At 54.6% G+C, this 17,891-nt stretch carries 17 protein-coding genes and 1 tRNA gene; 12 read left to right on the top strand and 6 right to left on the bottom strand.

Features of this window, described 5'->3' with window-relative positions; all coding sequences use genetic code 11:
* Positions 1-61: 61 nt before the first annotated feature.
* Complete coding sequence (locus Q3Y58_RS09810; protein ID WP_319622088.1) at positions 62-661, top strand: TetR/AcrR family transcriptional regulator; 600 nt, start codon at positions 62-64, stop codon at positions 659-661.
* Positions 662-785: 124 nt separating this feature from the next.
* Here the strand turns inward: Q3Y58_RS09810 and Q3Y58_RS09815 are convergent, their stop codons facing one another.
* Positions 786-932, bottom strand: coding sequence for a hypothetical protein (locus Q3Y58_RS09815; RefSeq protein ID WP_319622089.1), 147 nt, complete (start codon positions 930-932; stop codon positions 786-788).
* Positions 933-1,357: 425 nt separating this feature from the next.
* Between Q3Y58_RS09815 and Q3Y58_RS09820 the strand changes: the two genes are divergently transcribed.
* Complete coding sequence (locus tag Q3Y58_RS09820) at positions 1,358-1,720, top strand: hypothetical protein (protein ID WP_319622090.1); 363 nt, start codon at positions 1,358-1,360, stop codon at positions 1,718-1,720.
* A gap of 689 nt (positions 1,721-2,409) precedes the next feature.
* Here Q3Y58_RS09820 and Q3Y58_RS09825 read toward each other — a convergent pair.
* Positions 2,410-2,499 (bottom strand) — tRNA-Ser (locus tag Q3Y58_RS09825).
* 293 nt (positions 2,500-2,792) lie between these two features.
* On the opposite strand from Q3Y58_RS09825, the gene Q3Y58_RS09830 reads away from it, so the two are divergent.
* The 9 genes from Q3Y58_RS09830 to Q3Y58_RS09870 all read left to right on the top strand — a co-directional run bounded on the left by Q3Y58_RS09830 (position 2,793) and on the right by Q3Y58_RS09870 (position 12,413).
* A complete protein-coding gene (locus tag Q3Y58_RS09830; protein ID WP_319622091.1) occupies positions 2,793-3,965 on the top strand; it encodes a septal ring lytic transglycosylase RlpA family protein in 1,173 nt (390 codons plus the stop codon).
* A gap of 118 nt (positions 3,966-4,083) precedes the next feature.
* Entirely contained in the window at positions 4,084-5,187 is a 1,104-nt protein-coding gene (locus tag Q3Y58_RS09835; RefSeq protein ID WP_319622092.1) for a D-alanyl-D-alanine carboxypeptidase family protein, read from the top strand.
* Positions 5,188-5,230: 43 nt separating this feature from the next.
* Complete coding sequence (tmk, locus tag Q3Y58_RS09840; protein WP_319622093.1) at positions 5,231-5,914, top strand: dTMP kinase; 684 nt, start codon at positions 5,231-5,233, stop codon at positions 5,912-5,914.
* The gene (locus tag Q3Y58_RS09845; RefSeq protein ID WP_319622094.1) at positions 5,907-6,965 is read left to right on the top strand and encodes a DNA polymerase III subunit delta'; all 1,059 of its coding nucleotides are present in this window, start codon (positions 5,907-5,909) and stop codon (positions 6,963-6,965) included. The genes tmk and Q3Y58_RS09845 overlap by 8 nt, the downstream gene beginning before the upstream one ends.
* 102 nt (positions 6,966-7,067) lie before the next feature.
* A complete protein-coding gene (metG, locus tag Q3Y58_RS09850) occupies positions 7,068-8,621 on the top strand; it encodes a methionine--tRNA ligase (protein WP_319622129.1) in 1,554 nt (517 codons plus the stop codon).
* Between the two features lie 137 nt (positions 8,622-8,758).
* On the top strand, positions 8,759-9,559 hold the full coding sequence (locus Q3Y58_RS09855) for a TatD family hydrolase (protein ID WP_319622095.1): 801 nt from the start codon (positions 8,759-8,761) through the stop codon (positions 9,557-9,559).
* Between the two features lie 8 nt (positions 9,560-9,567).
* Positions 9,568-10,377, top strand: coding sequence for an MBL fold metallo-hydrolase (locus Q3Y58_RS09860; protein ID WP_319622096.1), 810 nt, complete (start codon positions 9,568-9,570; stop codon positions 10,375-10,377).
* A gap of 687 nt (positions 10,378-11,064) precedes the next feature.
* Positions 11,065-11,529: a MarR family winged helix-turn-helix transcriptional regulator gene (locus Q3Y58_RS09865; RefSeq protein WP_319622097.1), complete on the top strand. Its 465-nt coding sequence runs from the start codon at positions 11,065-11,067 to the stop codon at positions 11,527-11,529.
* 74 nt (positions 11,530-11,603) lie between these two features.
* The gene (locus Q3Y58_RS09870) at positions 11,604-12,413 is read left to right on the top strand and encodes an alpha/beta hydrolase (protein WP_319622098.1); all 810 of its coding nucleotides are present in this window, start codon (positions 11,604-11,606) and stop codon (positions 12,411-12,413) included.
* 371 nt (positions 12,414-12,784) lie between these two features.
* Here Q3Y58_RS09870 and Q3Y58_RS09875 read toward each other — a convergent pair whose 3' ends face one another.
* A complete protein-coding gene (locus Q3Y58_RS09875; RefSeq protein ID WP_319622099.1) occupies positions 12,785-13,177 on the bottom strand; it encodes a hypothetical protein in 393 nt (130 codons plus the stop codon).
* Positions 13,178-13,223: 46 nt separating this feature from the next.
* On the bottom strand, positions 13,224-13,838 hold the full coding sequence (locus Q3Y58_RS09880; protein WP_319622100.1) for a TetR/AcrR family transcriptional regulator: 615 nt from the start codon (positions 13,836-13,838) through the stop codon (positions 13,224-13,226).
* A gap of 754 nt (positions 13,839-14,592) precedes the next feature.
* Here Q3Y58_RS09880 and Q3Y58_RS09885 point away from each other — a divergent pair.
* Positions 14,593-15,129: an EscU/YscU/HrcU family type III secretion system export apparatus switch protein gene (locus Q3Y58_RS09885; protein ID WP_319622101.1), complete on the top strand. Its 537-nt coding sequence runs from the start codon at positions 14,593-14,595 to the stop codon at positions 15,127-15,129.
* Between the two features lie 272 nt (positions 15,130-15,401).
* On the opposite strand, the gene Q3Y58_RS09890 is transcribed toward Q3Y58_RS09885, so the two are convergent.
* Entirely contained in the window at positions 15,402-16,613 is a 1,212-nt protein-coding gene (locus Q3Y58_RS09890; protein ID WP_319622102.1) for an ArgE/DapE family deacylase, read from the bottom strand.
* The gene (locus Q3Y58_RS09895) at positions 16,610-17,884 is read right to left on the bottom strand and encodes an allantoate amidohydrolase (protein WP_319622103.1); all 1,275 of its coding nucleotides are present in this window, start codon (positions 17,882-17,884) and stop codon (positions 16,610-16,612) included. The genes Q3Y58_RS09890 and Q3Y58_RS09895 overlap by 4 nt, the downstream gene beginning before the upstream one ends.
* Positions 17,885-17,891 lie beyond the last annotated feature (7 nt).

Here is a 17,891-nt window from a genome sequence, read left to right on the forward strand (position 1 = left end):
TATCGGGCTTGTCAGAAAGGGTCAAGGAATTTATATAATTCCTACTACAGAAAGGGTGAGGATGGCTGTATCAAGAGGACGCCCCCGCAGCTTCGACCGTCACGACGCTTTGCGAACCGTGATGAAAGTGTTTTGGGAAAAGGGGTATGAAGCCGCTCAACTTAACGACATGACAGCGGCGATTGGCATAACACCACCGAGTTTTTATGCTGCCTTCGGATCGAAGGAGGCGGCCTTCCGTGAGGCGGTCGACCTTTACAAGGCAACAACGGCTTCGGTGTTCCTGGGCGCCCTTGAAACCGGGGAAACGGCACAGGACAGCATCCGTGCCATGCTTAAAGCCAGTATTGACGTGGCAGTTTGTTCGCCCAATTCCGCTGGCTGTATGCTGATTACAGGCGTCATGAGTTGTCAACCAGAGAGCGCCCCGCTTTCAGAGCTCCTCAAAAGCATTCGGCAGGAAAGTTTCGCCCTAATTGAAAAGCGTCTGATGCGTGGGCGCGAGGAAGGTGATGTTGCGCCGGACGTGGACATTCCTGTGCTTGCGCGCTTTTACAGTGGAATGATGCAGACAATTTCGATGCAGGCGCGCGATGGCTTGAGCCGGGAGCAGCTGGAAGCGCAGCTTGACCCTGCGATGGCGGCCTTGGCTCAGCACTAATGACCGCAGTTTCCTTTATCGTTTAGGGCAAGAAATGCCGTAGGGCCGTTAGTTTCCGTTGAAACATGAATAGTCTAACCGGCCGAAGGGGCAGCCCCTCGTGATTGCTGGAAAAAGACGATATCTATCCCATCCCGATGCAGGCAGAAGCGGTTTTCCTTGCGCCATAGCGCACCTTGAGCCCGTTGATGGCAAGCATATCTCCGTCGCCGAACGGCCGGAACAAGTCTGCGCCATCCTTGGTGACGTCATCGCCAGCCAGGTTGACCATTGACCCTCGTTGTTCTCGGAGTAGCCGGGGTGCTGTGAGAGAAAATGCAGCGCTTAAAGAGTCCCGTCGCGGTGAAGATCAACTGCGCATTGGTCAATATGATTTGTTTCTTGCGGGAGAAGATGAAATCAGTGCGGTGATTAAGTCCTTTGACTATCGGCACTGAGGTACATCGTTCGAGCTAACTGGCACCAAGGCTATGTATCAGCTCGTCAAGGCGCTTTAAACGCAAAAATCCGGCCTAGGCCGGATTCTGGGAACGCTCTCGCGTTGGAAGTATGGCGGTTCATAGACTGAGAAATCACTGAAAAATCTCTATGCGCCATTGGCTAAGTGGTTGCCATGACTGGATAATAATTTACGCTGAGGGCGTGTGGGTTTCCAATGGGCGGCAGTATTAAAAAACTAAATAAAAGGCGTTGTATATGTTTGAATTTATATCTGCAAACTCTGATAATATAACACTATTGATTGCTATCTTTGCTGGCTTATTCGGATTTGTGAAGTGGCTCGATGCTAGAACGCTAAAATTAAAGAATGAGCGATACGATAAATATATCCAATTGATTAGAGTGCTTTCTGGATCAAAGGATAGTAAGGATGCTTCAATATGTATGACAGAGCAAATAGCCTCTGCATGGCTAATACTCGAATACAAAGAATATTATCCGATAACTTTGAAAATTTTAGATAATCCAGATCTAGAAAAAATGTCTAACGAGCAGTGGCAAAAATTCATCTTGCCACAAATCAGGCTGGTTATCAGTGAAATTAGTTCGAAGCGTTAACCCGTACCATAGAAACCGAGGTACGGGTTTTAAAACCAAGCATTTCCCGTACTTTAGATGGTTTTTCCCAAGCAGATTTTATATGAGAAAGCGTCTATAGAGAGGGCGAAGCACGGAAATTCGAACCCTTCGCAAACTCTATACTAAGGATTATGAAGCCCCAAAAGCGCTTGTAAATCAATGTTATTTTTGTCGCAACACCACGCTGATGTAAGTTGCGCTGCATAATATGGCGGAATGTGTGGGATTCGAACCCGCGAGACGCTTCCACGCCCTCCGGTTTTCAAGACTGTGCATTTAACCACTCTGCCACCACGCCGCCCGTGTCGTGTCTCCCTCGGCAGCGAAACCAACCGGGCCCAGCGAAACGCGGGAGCAACGCCATCCCGTCAGTTCATTGAAATAAAATGGAGGTTATGTATCCGGCTGGCCGAGAGTGGAGGTCTCGGGCGAATACAGGAGCGCCTTGGCAGCATTAAATTTGTCGCTCCGTAAAAAGCGCGCATTTAACCGGTCGACAACAAGGCAGAAATAGGCGGCACCAAGGTGAGTGTATCAGGCGTCCTTTTAAACCATCCCTGCCGCGAAAATGTTACGCAGCATGTTACGCAGATGTGGCCCAGCGCGTGGTTTTTTGTGCTGAAAAAGCTTAAAGACCGCTAGTTTCTGCTGTTTAGGAATGGGGAAATTGGCGGAGAGGGTGGGATTCGAACCCACGAGACGCTTCCACGCCCGCCGGTTTTCAAGACCGGTGCATTCAACCACTCTGCCACCTCTCCGGCCTTCGTGGTGGGGCACCTTTTCGATCATCACACGGCATAAGTCAAGCGCATTTCTTTTCTACTCCCCAACGAGACTGTGAATAAAGCGAAGGGGTTAGTTAACTCTAGATATGCCCCGGCAAAGCTGGTAGCACGGATCGCATCACCGCAATTAACCCGCGAAAACCCAAGGGGCGCACTTAGGTTTGCAACTGGTTAATGTTTTTATGTGAAAACTGCACTCATGAACGGGGATTGCTGCACTGTATCCGTCATCTCCCCAACAGCGTGAATGTATTGAGTCAAACGCGATGAATAATGCTCTGTGTACACCTGCCAAGAGCGGGCAAGCCCTTGTTTTTGCAAAAGCAAAGACAGGACGTGGAACCACGTCTGCCAAGCAGACACGATCCATCCTGCTGGTAGCGGCAAGCTGTCTTGTGCTTGCAGCCTGCGGCGGTGATTCCAGCAAGGTGAAGTTCAGCGAATCTGATTATGGCGTGAAAGCCAGTCCGCGTATGGTGACTGACGCCAAACCGGTCCCCAAAGGGGGTGGCCGTGCCGTTGTAGGCAAGCCCTACAAGATCGCTGGCAAATGGTATTACCCCAAGGATGATCCGAACTACCGCAAGGTGGGTATGGCCTCTTGGTATGGGCCGACATTTCACGGACGCATGACCGCAAACGGTGAGATTTTTGACCGCAATGGACTTACCGCTGCGCACACCACCATGCCGCTGCCATCCTATGCGCGCGTAACCAACGTCACCAATGGCCGTTCCATGATCGTGCGCGTAAATGACCGTGGCCCATTCCACGGCAATCGCGTTATCGACTTGTCAGAGCGCGTTGCGACAATGCTGGATACCAAGAAGCATGGTGTTGCAAAGGTAAAGGTCGAGTACATTGGCCGCGCTCCTTTGCATGGCCAGGACGAGAGTTATCTCATGGCGTCCTACACGGGGCCGGGCTCCGTTGCGCCGGGTGCAACCCGACCAGGTACCATGCTGGCCTTCAACCGGCCATCCACACGCATAACCGGCCCGGTTCCAGCACCAAAAATGCGCCCATACGCTGCGCCTTCTCTTGTCGCATCCGCCAGTCCGACTGGATATCCAACGCAGCAAGTCGCTTCTCTTGATCCGGGCATCGTGTTCGAGCAGAGCGCTGCGACCATTCAGGTGGCGTCCAACAACGGCTTCACAAATCAGGTTCAAGAGGCGCTGCAGCGCCAGCAAACGCCAACCGCCTATCGAGCGCCAGCACCCCAGCCAACGTATCAACCAGCGCAGCCAAGCTTCAACAGTGGCCTTCTGCCGCCGCCATCGTCCGGTCCGGTTCAGCCAACATGGACACCAGGAAACGCAGTCTCTTCCTTCGCCGCAGAGGACCGCGTCGCCACAGCACATGATGCTTTTGACAATGTCTCAGGCGGAATGGGGTTGAAAAGACTGCTAATTGCAACTGCAAAAGGGCAACAGTAACCCTTGTTGAATAATTCTCGAGGAGTATCTTGAACCAAAGAAAACACTCAGGTGCCTTGGTTGAATGGATACTCCTCGCGTATTTCTAAGGTGGGCTTTTCTAAGCCTCACTGCTCTCATGATGAGTCTGACCGCAACGCAAGCGGTCGAGTTGAACTCTACCTCTGCCTTTTTGTATGACGCGGACCGCAATGCGCTGGTTTACTCCAAGAATGCGCAGACCCCCTTTGCACCTGCAAACCTGACGAAACTCATGACGGCGCTCGTCGTCCTTGATGCGATCCGTGCAGAGCAGGTAGCCGCTTCAACAGAGCTTCCCATCAGCGAAGATGCATGGCGACGGGGTGGGGCACCTGCACGCGTTACGACCATGTTCGCGAATGTGCGCAGTTCGGTCTCCGTCGAGAATTTGCTCAAGGGGCTGGTTGTTCATGGCGCCAATGATGCAGCTATCGCCCTTGCTCAAGGCATTGCCGGGGATGAGGCCGCATTTGCGCAGCGCATGACCGAAAAAGCCCAAGAACTGGGCATGACCAATACAACCTACGCCAACGCAACGGGGTATCCGAATCCAAACAATACCACCACATTGGCGGACCAGTTGAAGCTGGTGTTGCACATCATCAAGGAAGAGCCAGAGCTGCACGGTCTTTTTGGTGTGGACCGATTCACTTGGAACAACATAACTCAGCGCAACAAAAACCCGCTCCTGCGGGAAATTGAAGGGCTTGATGGCTTCACCGCGGGTTTTGCGGAAACCTCCGGTTACTCAGGCATTGGCACACGGCTGGTGCATGGCAACCGCTATGTGGCCGCTGTTGCTGGCGCTCGCAATGAGGAGGAGCGGCTTGAGGACCTGAAAACCCTTCTTGTTTCAACCTTCTCCGGGCTTAGCATACGGCCAGTTTTCTTGAAGGGCGAAGAAGTAGCAAGAGCCCGAGTTTATGGCGGAAAGCAGCCAACAGTGGCGCTGGTGACGCCGGGCGCGCTCCATGCTCTGCTGGATATCTCAAAGAAGGAAGAGTATGGCCTGCGTGTTGTATACGACGGGCCGTTGCCGGCCCCGGTCCAGGCGGGCAAGCAGGTTGGAGAGCTTCAACTGCTCGCAGAAGACACGGTTATTTTCACAAGCCCGCTGATTACAGGGGAGTCGGTCCAGAAAGGAACATTGCAACAGCGCAGCATGGACGCTATTGCTGAGCTGTTCTGGAAATTGTTTTAAGGTCCGGTCTCTTACGTGAGATTGACCAAGGGATTGAGGTAGCGTGGCCGGAAAATTTATCACCTTTGAAGGCGGTGAGGGCGCAGGCAAGTCCACTCAGATTGCCCGTCTGAAAGAAAGGCTTGAAAAGTCCGGCGTGGATGTGATCGCAACACGCGAACCCGGAGGTACGGCTGGCGCTGAAATCGTGCGCTCTGTTCTCCTGTCCGGCGCGGCACGCCTTTATGGCCCGGAAGCCGAGGCGGTTCTTTTCAACGCTGCGCGGGCTGATCACGTGGATACGTTGATCAAGCCTGCGCTTCAGGCGGACAAGTGGGTGCTTTGCGACCGATTTGCGGATTCATCTCGCGTTTATCAGGGCGAGGCTGGGGTATCTGATGCGCTGATCGACCAGCTGCAGGAAGTTGCTATCGATGGCCATGAGCCGGATCTGACCCTTCTCATTGACGTGCCCACCGAGGTGGGGCTTGCACGCGTTACACAGCGCTCGGAAAAAGGCGCAGAGCATGCTCCAGACCGGTTTGAGCAGGATACGATTGAAACCCATGAGCGCCGCCGACAACTGTTTCTAAAGATTGCGGAAAATGCCGCACACCGGTTTGTGGTGATTGACGGCAGTCAATCCCTGGACGCGGTAGAGCAGGCGATCTGGCAGGCGGTAGAAGATCGTTTCTTGAAGGCAAAGACGCCAGCAGGCGAGGCGCAGGGAGCCGCAGAAAATGGCTAGAGCGCCCGCAATACAAGAAATTCCCATTCTCGATTCAATCGATGGCGTGCCGCTTCCCCGTGAGCATGGCCATCTTTTCGGCCACAAAGAGGCGGAACAGGAGCTTCTGGATGCCTACCGCTCCACGCGCATGCATCATGCGTGGATACTGGGTGGCCCAAAAGGCGTAGGCAAGGCAACCCTTGCATTCCGCTTTGCCCGCTTTGTACTGACTCATCCGGACCGAAATGCTCCTGAAGTGGCGCAGGCTACCTCGTTGGCCGTGCCCGAGGACAGCCATGCTGCCCGAATGATCGCAGCCGGATCTCACGCGGACCTGCTGCACCTGAAGCGTCCATGGGACGAAAAAGGCAAGCGTTTCAAGAAAGAACTGCCTGTTGATGAGGTGCGGCGAACCGTATCTTTCTTCGGCTCTACCTCTGCAGGTGGCACATGGCGCATCTGCATCGTCGATGCCGCCGACGACATGAATGCAAGCGCGGCCAATGCCCTGTTGAAGGTGCTGGAGGAGCCGCCCGAACGCTGCTTGTTCCTTGTGCTCTCCCACAATCCGGGCCGGTTGCTGCCAACAATCAGGTCTCGTTGCCGTCGACTTGAACTGCGCCGCCTTGAAAATCAGGAGATGTATAAGGCGCTCCATACCTTCGGTTTTCCGCCGGATTCCGGCGAAACCTACTCGGAGGCACTGATGGCAATGGCCGATGGCAGTCCGCGCCACGCCATGCTGGCCATTGGCGGTGAGGGGCAAGAGGTGGCAACAAGGTTCTTCCAGCTAGTCTCTTCTTTACCGCATGTGGACATGAGTGAAGGGCACCGGTTTGCAGATCTGGTTGCGAGCCGGGGAGCTGACGATGCCTGGGCTACCTTCCTTGATTTGGCTCGCAGTTTTCTATCGGAACAGGTCCGGAAAGATGCGCAACACGGGGCACGCTCTCTTGTCAGGTGGGCCGAGGTGTGGGAAAAGGTGGGCCAAGCGGCGGCAGCTGCTGATGCTTTGAACCTTGATCGTAAGCAGGTTGTCCTCAACTTCCTGAAGGATCTGCGGGGCTGATTCGCTTCTGCACGCCGGTCAATCCCTCGTCGAAGGCTTCCGTATAAAACGCGGGAGCTTTTAGTGCCTTACGATCCAACCCTTCGAGATCGATCGAACAACATGACAGATAAATCGCCTTTCTATATTACGACAGCGATTTCCTACCCCAATGGCGCGCCGCACATCGGCCACGCCTATGAGGCAATCGCAACTGACGTGCTGGCCCGATTCCAGAGACTGGACGGCCGTGAAGTACACTTTCTGACCGGTACCGATGTACATGGCCAGAAGATGCTTCAGACCGCCGTCAAGGAAGGCATGTCACCCTCCGATCTCGCTGATATGAACTCCAAGCGCTTCCGCGAAATGGTAGAGGTTCTGGGGTGTTCCAACGACGATTTCATCCAGACAAATGAGCCGCGCCACTACGAGGCCAGCAAGGCTATCTGGTTGAAAATGCAGGAAAACGGCGACATCTACAAGGATAGCTACGCCGGTTGGTACTCCGTGCGCGATGAAGCCTACTATCAGGAAGGCGAAACGGAACTGCGCGAAGATGGCGTGCGCTATGGGCCGCAGGGAACACCTGTTGAGTGGGTGGAAGAAGAAAGCTATTTCTTCCGTCTCTCTGCCTATCAGGACAAGCTCATCGAGCTTTATGAAAGCCAGCCAGACTTCATCGGCCCATCTACACGCCGGAACGAAGTGATGAGCTTCGTCAAGGGTGGCCTGAAGGACCTTTCTATTTCACGCACCACGTTTGATTGGGGTATCCCGGTTCCCGGTGACGAAAAACACGTGATGTATGTGTGGGTTGACGCCCTGACCAACTACATCACGGCGCTCGGCTATCCAGAGATGGATGGCATGATGGATAAGTTTTGGCCTGCCAATGTTCACATCATCGGCAAGGACATCATTCGCTTTCATGCTGTTTACTGGCCGGCTTTCCTCATGTCCGCCGGTGTTCCTGTGCCGAACCGCGTGTTCGCTCACGGCTTCCTGTTCAACTCTGGTGAGAAGATGTCCAAGTCATTGGGCAACGTGATCGCTCCAGCTGATCTGGTGGAGAACTACGGGCTGGATCAGATCCGTTACTTCTTCCTGCGTGAAGTACCATTCGGACAGGACGGCAACTACAATCATGAGGCCATGGTCAATCGCATCAACGCGGATTTGGCCAATGATCTCGGTAACTTGGCGCAGCGCTCGCTCTCCATGATTCACAAGAATTGTGAGGCGAAGCTGCCGCAGCCTGGCGAACTGCAAGAGGCTGACAAAGCCATTCTGGATCAGGCCGATGCGATGCTTAAGACTTGCCGTGCTGCCATGGCGCGTCAGGAAATCCATCAGGCGCTTGGCTGTGTGTGGGCAACTGTGGGTGAAGCGAACCGCTACTTCGCCTCTCAAGAACCTTGGGCGCTGAAGAAAACCGACCCTGAGCGCATGGCAACCGTGCTTTATGTCACGGCTGAAATCATCCGCCAGGTGGGTATTCTGGCTCAGCCTGTGATGCCGGGATCAGCTTCCAAGCTGTTGGATTTGCTCGTTCTTTCTGAAGATGAACGTCAGTTTGACAAGCTGGGAGCGCAGGGCCGTCTGGTGCCGGGCAAGGAGCTGCCAAAGCCACAGGGCGTGTTCCCACGCTATGTGGAATCGGAAACTGCAGAGTAATCGCCCTTTGGTTTCCTGCAACTATTGAAGGGGTGTTCCGACACCCCTTTTTTGCGTGTAAACACGGATGGGCCTCTGGAAACTGCGCGCATTTCGGCGCATATGGGCCTTGGAATTGATAGGACTCGACTTCGACCATGCTGATCGACAGCCATTGCCATTTGGACTTTCCGGACTTTGCCGAAGAACGCGATGAGATCATCACGCGCGCCCATGAAGCTGATGTAAAGCTGATGGTCACCATTTGCACGCGCGTGCGTCGGTTTGAACAAATTCGTGAGATTGCGAATAATTATGCGTCGGTCTTCTGTTCGGTGGGCACGCACCCCCACAACGCCGCAGAAGAGATCGATGTGAGCGCCGACGAGATCTTGAAACTGAGCGCGGAGCCGAAGGTGATCGCGATCGGTGAGGCGGGTCTCGATTACTACTACGACAACTCTCCGCGTGATGAACAGCAGACCGTGTTCCGCCGGCACATTGCCGTTGCCCGCGAGACCGGATTGCCGCTTGCCATTCATACCCGCGACGCGGACGAGGACATGGCGCGCATCCTGGAAGAGGAAATGGGGAAGGGGGCGTTCAAGTTCCTGCTGCACTGCTTTTCCTCTGGCCGTGAGCTGGCCATGCGTGCAAAGGATCTGGGTGCCTATTACTCGCTCTCCGGTATTCTGACCTTTAAGAGGTCTGCGGAACTGCGTGAGATCGTTGCTGACCTGCCGATGGATCGGTTGCTCGTTGAAACCGATGCGCCGTATCTGGCGCCGCAGCCGTGGCGCGGCAAGCGGAACGAGCCAGCTTATGTTGCCCACACCAACAAGATTTTGGCGCAGGTCCATGGTGTCTCTGAGGAAACCATGGCGACCCAAACAACCGATAATTTCTTTAAGCTCTTCTCGAAGGTGCCTCAGGAGCTGCACATTCGCTCTGAAGGATAAAACTCCATATGGCCGATCAGCTGAAATTCACGATACTTGGATGCGGATCCTCAACCGGCGTGCCGCGCATTGGCGGGGATTGGGGCGCATGCGACCCACTGGAGCCAAAGAACCGCCGGCGCAGATGTTCCTTGCTGGTGGAGCGCATCTCGCAGACCGGCCGCACTACCTTGGTCGTGGACACGGGCGCTGATCTGCGGGAACAAATGATATCCGCGGATGTGAAGGCGCTGGATGCGGTGCTCTACACACATCCGCATGCAGACCACATTCATGGCATTGACGATCTTCGCTTCTTTGCACTGATGCAGCGCGCACGCGTACCCGTTCACATGGATGAACCAACCTCCAACCGGGTGCGCACCGCGTTTGAGTACTGCTTTACAACACCTCCCGGTTCCGGATATCCGCCCATTCTTGAGGAGCACCGCATAACGGAGGGCGAGCCCATCGTTGTCGAAGGGAAGGGTGGTTCAATCCAGGCACTCCCATTCCGGCTTCAACATGGCGACATCACCGCTCTCGGGTTCCGGTTTGGCGATCTGGCCTATTCGCCGGATGTCAACGACATTCCCGAGGCCGCCTTTAGCGCGCTGGAGGGCTTGAACATCTGGATCATCGATGCGCTGCGCCACAAGCCGCACCAGTCGCATTTCAACGTGGAAGACGCGCTGAGATGGTCAGCACGGTTCGCACCAGGGCATACAGTTCTGACCAATCTGCACTGCGATCTGGACTACAACGCGCTATCGGCAGAGGTCCCCGAGGGGGTGGAGCCCGCATTTGACGGTATGACCCTTTATCAGGACATCAGCTAGGCGATACGCTAAAAAAATATAGATGAATTTGAAGAAATCTTGAGGCGGCTTTCAAAAACGCACAGGATCATCTGTCCAACAGCCGGAAAACGCCGTTCTGACCATGATTTACGCCTCTGCCAGTCAGAAGCCGTGAGTCGCGTCTGCGATTTACGTCGATTGCAACAAAAACCAAGTGCATTTATATAGGCGTCTAATCAACGCATCAGATCAAACTCATGCTTGTTGCATCTATGGGCTTTGAAGGTTCCGCCAAACGATTTTCAGCTCACATCATACCGTATTCGAAATGAATTTTGTGATGATAAAATCTCGCGCTTCTGTCAGTGACAAACTGCTGATTCCTTTGGGTGAACCCGGAGGATGACCCTGAGAACATTCCGAAACAAGGATCGATTATTGATTATGTTTTGGGGAGCGTTTGAATGGCACGTTCAGCGACTAATACCTACATGTTTTCGGTGATTTAGAAAGGCAGTTCAGGGTTTTCGCTTTCCAACCTCTGCAAAACCGATGATGCCGCAAGGAGATCATTACTTGTTGATGGGCGCCATGTGCGCAGCGGTTGCGCAAATTTTGGCTATCCTAATGGCCATAATTGATTTTATATTTGCATTATTCATGCAATTTTTGAAATAAATGCCCATTGGGGTCTTGGGGCTGAATTTGCCCCTCGGAAGGGAGACCATGAGAGAGAACCACGTTGCCGGTCAGTCTCTGGACCAACAGAAATTGAAACATGAACGCCTACGGCTCTGGTCTGGCCTGTCGCGTGCAAGTGCGCGCATTGAAGCTGAACTGCGTGAACGTATGCGAATTCATTTCGCAGGCGTAACATTGCCGCGCTATGACGTTTTGGCCGCTCTCTATGAGGAGCCGGAGGGGCTTTTGATGTCTCAGCTCTCCAGGAGCCTGATGGTCTCCAATGGCAACGTTACTGGCATCGTTGAGCGGCTGGTTAGCAACGGTTTAGCTGAAAGACGCTCACGTGATGGAGATAAGCGTACGCATCTGGTGCGTCTCACAGCAGAAGGCCGCAGAAGCTATGAGATCATTTCTGCCCATTATGAATGCTGGGTGGACGAACTGCTTGGTTGCTTTGATGGGGCAGAAACCGAGTTCCTCAACAAGACCCTGAGATCGATATCCTAGATAGCTCAAGCGCGTTGACAGCAACCCCAGATGATGGCACAGACAAAACGTGAACATTTTCGGGAGTTGATCGGATGACCGTGCGAGATTGGGATAGGGCCTACGATAACAGCGGCGCATTTCCGGAAGTCGACGCCTATTTTGCCCAGCGGCAAGCCATGGCAATCGAGTTCAAGGCAACCGCCAATAAATCTGCGGATTGTCCGTATGGCCCAGGAGAGCGCCATCGCTTTGATCTGTTCCGACCTGAGCACAAGGCGCGAGGACTGTTCTTTTATGTCCATGGCGGCTACTGGAAGGCGCTTGACAAAAACGCGTTCAGTCACGTGGCACAAGGGGCTGTAAAACGCGGGTTTACTGCGGTTTTGCCCAGTTACACCTTGTGTCCGCAAGCGCGCATCTCTGAGATTACTGCCGAAATTGTCATGGCTTTGGAAGCTGCCGCCCGCAAGGTAGATGGACCCATCTACGTGGCTGGACACTCAGCAGGTGGACATTTGGTCAGCCGTTTGTTGTGTAAGGATGTAAAACTGTCCGATGACGTTTCAGCACGGCTTCGCAGAGTGGTTTCCATTAGCGGTGTTCAGGACCTCAGGCCGTTGCTCAAGACGCAAATGAACGAGGTCCTGGGCTTGAGCCCTGAGGACGCCCGATCTGAGAGCCCCATATTGTGCGACCCAGTCGAAGGCTCATCCTTGATGTGTTGGGTGGGTGCCGATGAGCTCTATGAGTTCCGTCGTCAGAATGCGGCGCTATACGAAGTGTGGCGTGGTTTTGATATGACCGTGTCCAAGCACGAAGCAATCGGCAAGAACCATTTCACGGTGATCGATGATTTGTGTGATCCTGACAGTTGGCTCATGTCCAGTCTGTTGGCGCCGTAGTCTGACAGCTTCAAAGAGTGTTATCCTCGTAAGCTCAATCCTAGGCACAATGAGCGCTCAGATATCCTTATGATATGCTTAGGTTCCATAATCTAGCTTATGCGAAATATGGATTTGGCGAGGTCTTATCGGTTGTTGGTCCACTCTTGCTGTACCAGAATTGCCTTTTCTGCCTCTCAAACAAGACTTTGCTCTCCTTACAAATGTGTTGCTGCGACGGCGCTCTATGGTCTTCGCGGATCATAGTTTTGATCTCTCATGTGCGCACCAAGTCTGGCTGATCGTTTCTCGAGCCTTCGCCTGATGGACTTGCAACGAATTCGGATTGGAAGCAGACTGTGCTTCTCGGTCACTATCGTAACAGACGGGCACTAAGCCTTCTTGGATGACTTAGAGATGCGCTCGACAACAACAAAAACAGAGAGAACGCAGTGAGCACCAAACATACCAAGGATACACACCACGATCATGTGCATGGACCCAAGTGTGGGCATACGGCCGTAAGGCACGGTGACCACGTGGACTATCTGCACGATGGCCACCTGCATCACCAAAATGGCGATGATGTTGAAGAGCACGTTATCGAGGTCTCCGACAAGAACCCTGAAAAGTGTGCGCCCCTGAGCGCAGATGATCTGGGGCATGAGCCAGGCCATGTGCATGGACCCGGATGCGGCCATGAAGCAGTGCCGCACGGCGGCCACATCTGCTATCTCGTCAATGGGCGCCTCCACCACCCACATGATGGCCACTGCGATGATCATGGGCCACTTGAGGTGGTGTCCAAGCCCGGTTGAGTAAGACGGGGCTTCAAGCCGCAGTCAACCGCTCCATTGTCTTCATAAAGGCGTCGTAAGGCTCGGTTGAGTTCTGGATCGACGCCTGCATCATGGCTCCTGAAAGGCCCAGGTGGATCACCTGACCAGTTGCATCTGGATCAAGTGCAGATGGCATGGAACCATCAAGGTGGCCTTGTCGCACCACATCTGCATACTTCTTGATCCAGCTGGCGGATGCCTCCTCTAGCGCTGTGCGCATGGGTTCACTCGTCGTGGCAATTTCACCAGAGAGTTTGACCACCAGACAAGAGATCCGGAACGACGCGCTCTTTGTCTTTTCCATCTCGGCCTTGATGATGCCCAACACGCGATCGCGCGCGGTGCCGCCGGCCTCAAAAAGCTGCTTGTGTACCTGCGGCCCCTTCTGTGCTGCGTAGTGCTCTATCAACCGAGCGCCGAAGTCCTCTTTGGACGCGAAGTAGTGATAGAACGAGCCCTTTGGTATGTGCGATGCCTTCAGGATTTCAGAGAGGCCAATGCCATTGAAACTCTTGGCAAGGATCAACTGCTCGGCCGCGTCGAAAATCTTCTCTCGGGTCTGCAGTCCCTTGGCTGTGTTTTGGGCTTCTTTTACGCCTGTCGGCATGAAAACACCTTGCTTCCTTCTGGCGCATTCTCGGTTTCCTTGGGAGCGCACGCTCCCTGCTCCGACCAGGTCTTTGCTTGAAAGGTGCCTCCACAGCCCCTGGGTCTGTGCGGCCTTGGCGCGGTGGTTTGCATCAATCCCCGCGGCAAAACCTGCGTCCGGGATCCAAAATAGACCAGTCGTCTACTTTTTGTCAAGCTCTATAGACTGATTGGTCTATTTTGAGGAGCCCTCGCCTGACCCCTCCTGTTCTTGCTGAGGAGCCCGGAGAGAAACCATCGAAAACTCAATGTTTTCGAGGTTAGAGGGCGAAGAAAGCCTGATGATTCTGAGGTGAAACAAGTCTTGAAGCCTGTTCAGTGCATATATTGAAGAAAATTAGAGATAAATATTTGTAATTGCATTTTATTAAAATTGTAATTGCCCTATTTTTGCTTCATTTTGATACATATTTGATTTTTCTACGTAATTTTGGGGCCAAACATTCAAGATTATTATGTGAATTTAGGTTTTGGTTTACTTTTATCGTCGGTTCCAAACAGATAAATTAAAAATCGAGGCAAATAGCTGACGTTTGCAGAAAGCCTCTTAAACTTGAGACAAATTGTAATCGTTTGGTTCAAGGTTTGAGAGCCCCGCAAAACGAAAGCATCCCGAGAAGCGGAAGAACCACTTTCGGGACTGTCTCTGACCAGCAGGTGTCCGACCCATCTGGGCGCCTCATTGAGTTTTACGTTATGGGCGGCGTACAAACATGATCATAGAACTGGCAGAGTCTCTTGGTGAATTCCTCGTCATCGCCACACTTGGTCTGATGACATGTGCACTCATGGTAACGCACATCGTGAAAACCCGCGCGGCAACCGTGGCGGCCCCTCTTCCTTCTGGGCCACGCCACAACGGCCCTCGCTCCTTTGCAGGCAGTCAGCGCCCTCGGCGCAACTATGATCCGGTTCATGCCGGTCATCCGGTCACTGAAAAGCTGCGCAAGGAAGAGCGTAAACGCTACAAGCAAATCCTGAACCGCTCCACCATTGTCATTGCGACGCCAAACCACACGGCAGTTGCCCTTCGGTATGAACATGGAAGCAGCGCAACGCCGCTGGTAACCATCAAGGGCAAAGAGGTGAAGGGCGTAAAGATCCTCGAAATCGCACGTGAACTGGACATCCCGGTTTTCAAGAGCACAGGGCTTGCCATGCAGCTCTACACCAGCGTGGACGCAAACAAGCCGATCCGTGAGGAGCATTTTGTTCCCGTCGCTGAACTGGTGGCCAAGGTCGTTCACTAAACGCCGGTTCGCGCGCTGATCAGCTGAAGACGCTGATCCACCTAGGTGCATTGGGGTACATGGCGGGCGCCTCGGGGGGCGCATTGGGGGCTGCAAGGCAAATGCCCCCTCGCCCAAGGCAACACACCAGAAAGCCAACCAACAGCCCGCAGGAAGTGCTCTGCCATTGGCATGCGCCGTGCTGTCTGACAGGCCCCTGTGACATGCACGGGCTGATGGCAAGGGCTGATGAGGGCGCGGCGTCCGCCACTTTGTCGCCGCGCCCGTTGTGGCTACTTCAAGAGTTCAGACAAGGCCTCCGCCACAATTACCGTTGCTGACTTCAGGTCGCTAAGCTGCAGATGTTCATCCGCGCCATGGGCATTGGCCTCCAGGATCGAGCGCGGACCAGCCCCGTAAAGGATCGTCGGAATGCCAGCCTCGCTGTAATGCCGGGCATCGGTGTAAAGCGGCACCCCTGTGGGCTGCACCTTCACGCCGAGCTCTGCCTTGGCGGGCTTTTGAATGGCCGCGACCATCTTCTCAACGCCCGGAAGCTCACGCAAAGGCTCCGCCAACATGATGCGGCGGCACTCCACCTCAACCTTGGAGCCTTTCGGCAACGCACCCTCGATCAGCTCAATCAAAGCGTCCTCGACCTGCTCGCCGTTTTCCTCCGGGATCAGCCGGCGATCAAGGCGCAGGGCAACACGGTCTGGCACCACGTTGGTGTTGATGCCGCCCGAGATCAGGCCCACGGTGATTTTGGGCGTATCGATGCCCTTCTGCGCGCTCTTGATCTTGGCAAGGCGGGCGCGCTCGCTATAGACCGCCTGAAGCACGTGCGTGGCCGCTTCAAGTGCATCGTGACCGGTTTCAGGCATGGCCGCATGGGCTTGCTTGCCTCGCAGGATGACCTCCATGTGAAGGCACCCGTTGTGGGCTGTGGTGATGGCGTAGGAAAAGCCTGCGGAGATCGCCATGTCGGGTTTGGAAAGATCCTGCTCCAGGATCCATTTCGGCCCAACGAACCCGCCAGCTTCCTCATCATAGGTCAGGTGCAGCTCGACGGTGCCGTTAAGGCGCTTGGCGTTTTCCTTGAGCGCCAGAAGCGCAAAGGCGTATGTGGCAAAGTCAGACTTGGAGACGGCGACACCGCGGCCATACATTGCGCCATTGTCGATTTCCGCGCCATAGGGATCCTTGGTCCAGCCATCGCCGGGAGGCACCACGTCCCCATGGGCGTTAAGGGCAATCACCGGCCCCTTTCCCTTGCCGAAGGTTTCCCGGACAATCAGGTTGGTGACGGAGACCATGCCGTTCTGGCGCACGAACGGTTCCGGTACCGGATGTTGCTCGACCACAAAACCAAGCTTTTCCAGAAGCTTGGCGGCTTTCATTGCATGGGGCTCTGTATCACCGGGGGGATTGTCGCTCGGTACCTTGACCAGCTTGCGCAGGAACTTCACCTGCTCTTCAAAGCGCGCCTCTATTAAGGCCTTCATGATTTTGCCCTTTCCTCCTCGGCAATCGTCTCGATCCATCGAACCAGAGCCTCGACGGCGAGCCCCATATCGTGGGGTTCTACATATTCTAGCGGGTTGTGGCTGATGCCGCCCTGACAACGGACGAACATCATACCGATATCGGTTAGCTGGGACATGGCCTGACCATCATGCCCGGCACCGGACATGAGGCGCAGCGGGCGCAGCCCCAGCGACTTGATCGCCTTTTCGGCGGTGTTCTGAAAACGATCCGCACACAAGCATGTGCTGACCTCATGATACTGCTCGAAGCCGACAGAAAGGCCATGCTTAGCCGCAATCTTGTCCGCCGCTTGCTTGATCGCCCGTGCCGCTTCATGGCGCGGTTCGTCAGTTGCTGCGCGCAGATCAAGCGACAGCACCACTTCCGCCGGGATCACGTTCACAGCGCCCGGCTCCACGGAAAGCTCACCCACGGTGGCAACAACACCGTGATCATTGGCCTCGTGGGCGATCTGATTGATGGCGCAAATCAGCTCTGCAGCCCCCACAAGGGCGTCACTGCGCAAATGCATGGGAACAGTGCCCGCATGCCCGGCCATGCCCGAGAGCGTAACGCGGTAGCGGTTGGCACCGGCAATGGACGTAACAATCCCAACGCTCAGGCGCTCAGCTTCAAGCACTGGGCCTTGCTCGATATGAACCTCAAGGTAGCCAAGCACACTGTCAGGGTCGCGAGCCGCCTTAGCTGTGGCAGCAGGATCGCCTCCGAAGTCCTTCAAGGCATCGCAAAGGCGAATGCCGTCGGCGTCGGTGGCTTCCAGATCTTCGGGCTTTGCCACGCCTGCAACCGCGCTGGAGGACAGCAGCGTAGATGGAAAACGCACGCCCTCCTCGTCGCCAAAGGCAAGCACTTCAAGGGCAAACGGTAGCTCGATGCCGCGCTTCTGGATTTCACTCACAGCCAGAATACCGGCCACCACCCCAAACGGGCCGTCATAAGCGCCCGCGTTGATCACGGTATCAATGTGGGAGCCAATCAGTAGCGTCTTGTTGGAAGAAGACCTGTTGGCAGGAAGGATGCCACACACCGTGCCAATGGCATCGTGGGACACCGTCAAGCCCGCCTGCTCCATCCAGTCGGAAACCAAAGCGGCGGCCCGCTTGTGTTCAGGGCTCAGGAAAAGGCGGGTGATCTGGCCCTCCGTTTCGGTGATCTCTGCAAGGGCGCGGATCATCTCTTCAGAGCGATTGCCAAGCGCGCGGACGGTCTCCGATACAGCCAGTGTCATCCTTCCG

The sequence above is a fragment of the Nesiotobacter zosterae genome (assembly GCF_033843645.1).
Classification (GTDB): domain Bacteria; phylum Pseudomonadota; class Alphaproteobacteria; order Rhizobiales; family Stappiaceae; genus Pseudovibrio; species Pseudovibrio zosterae.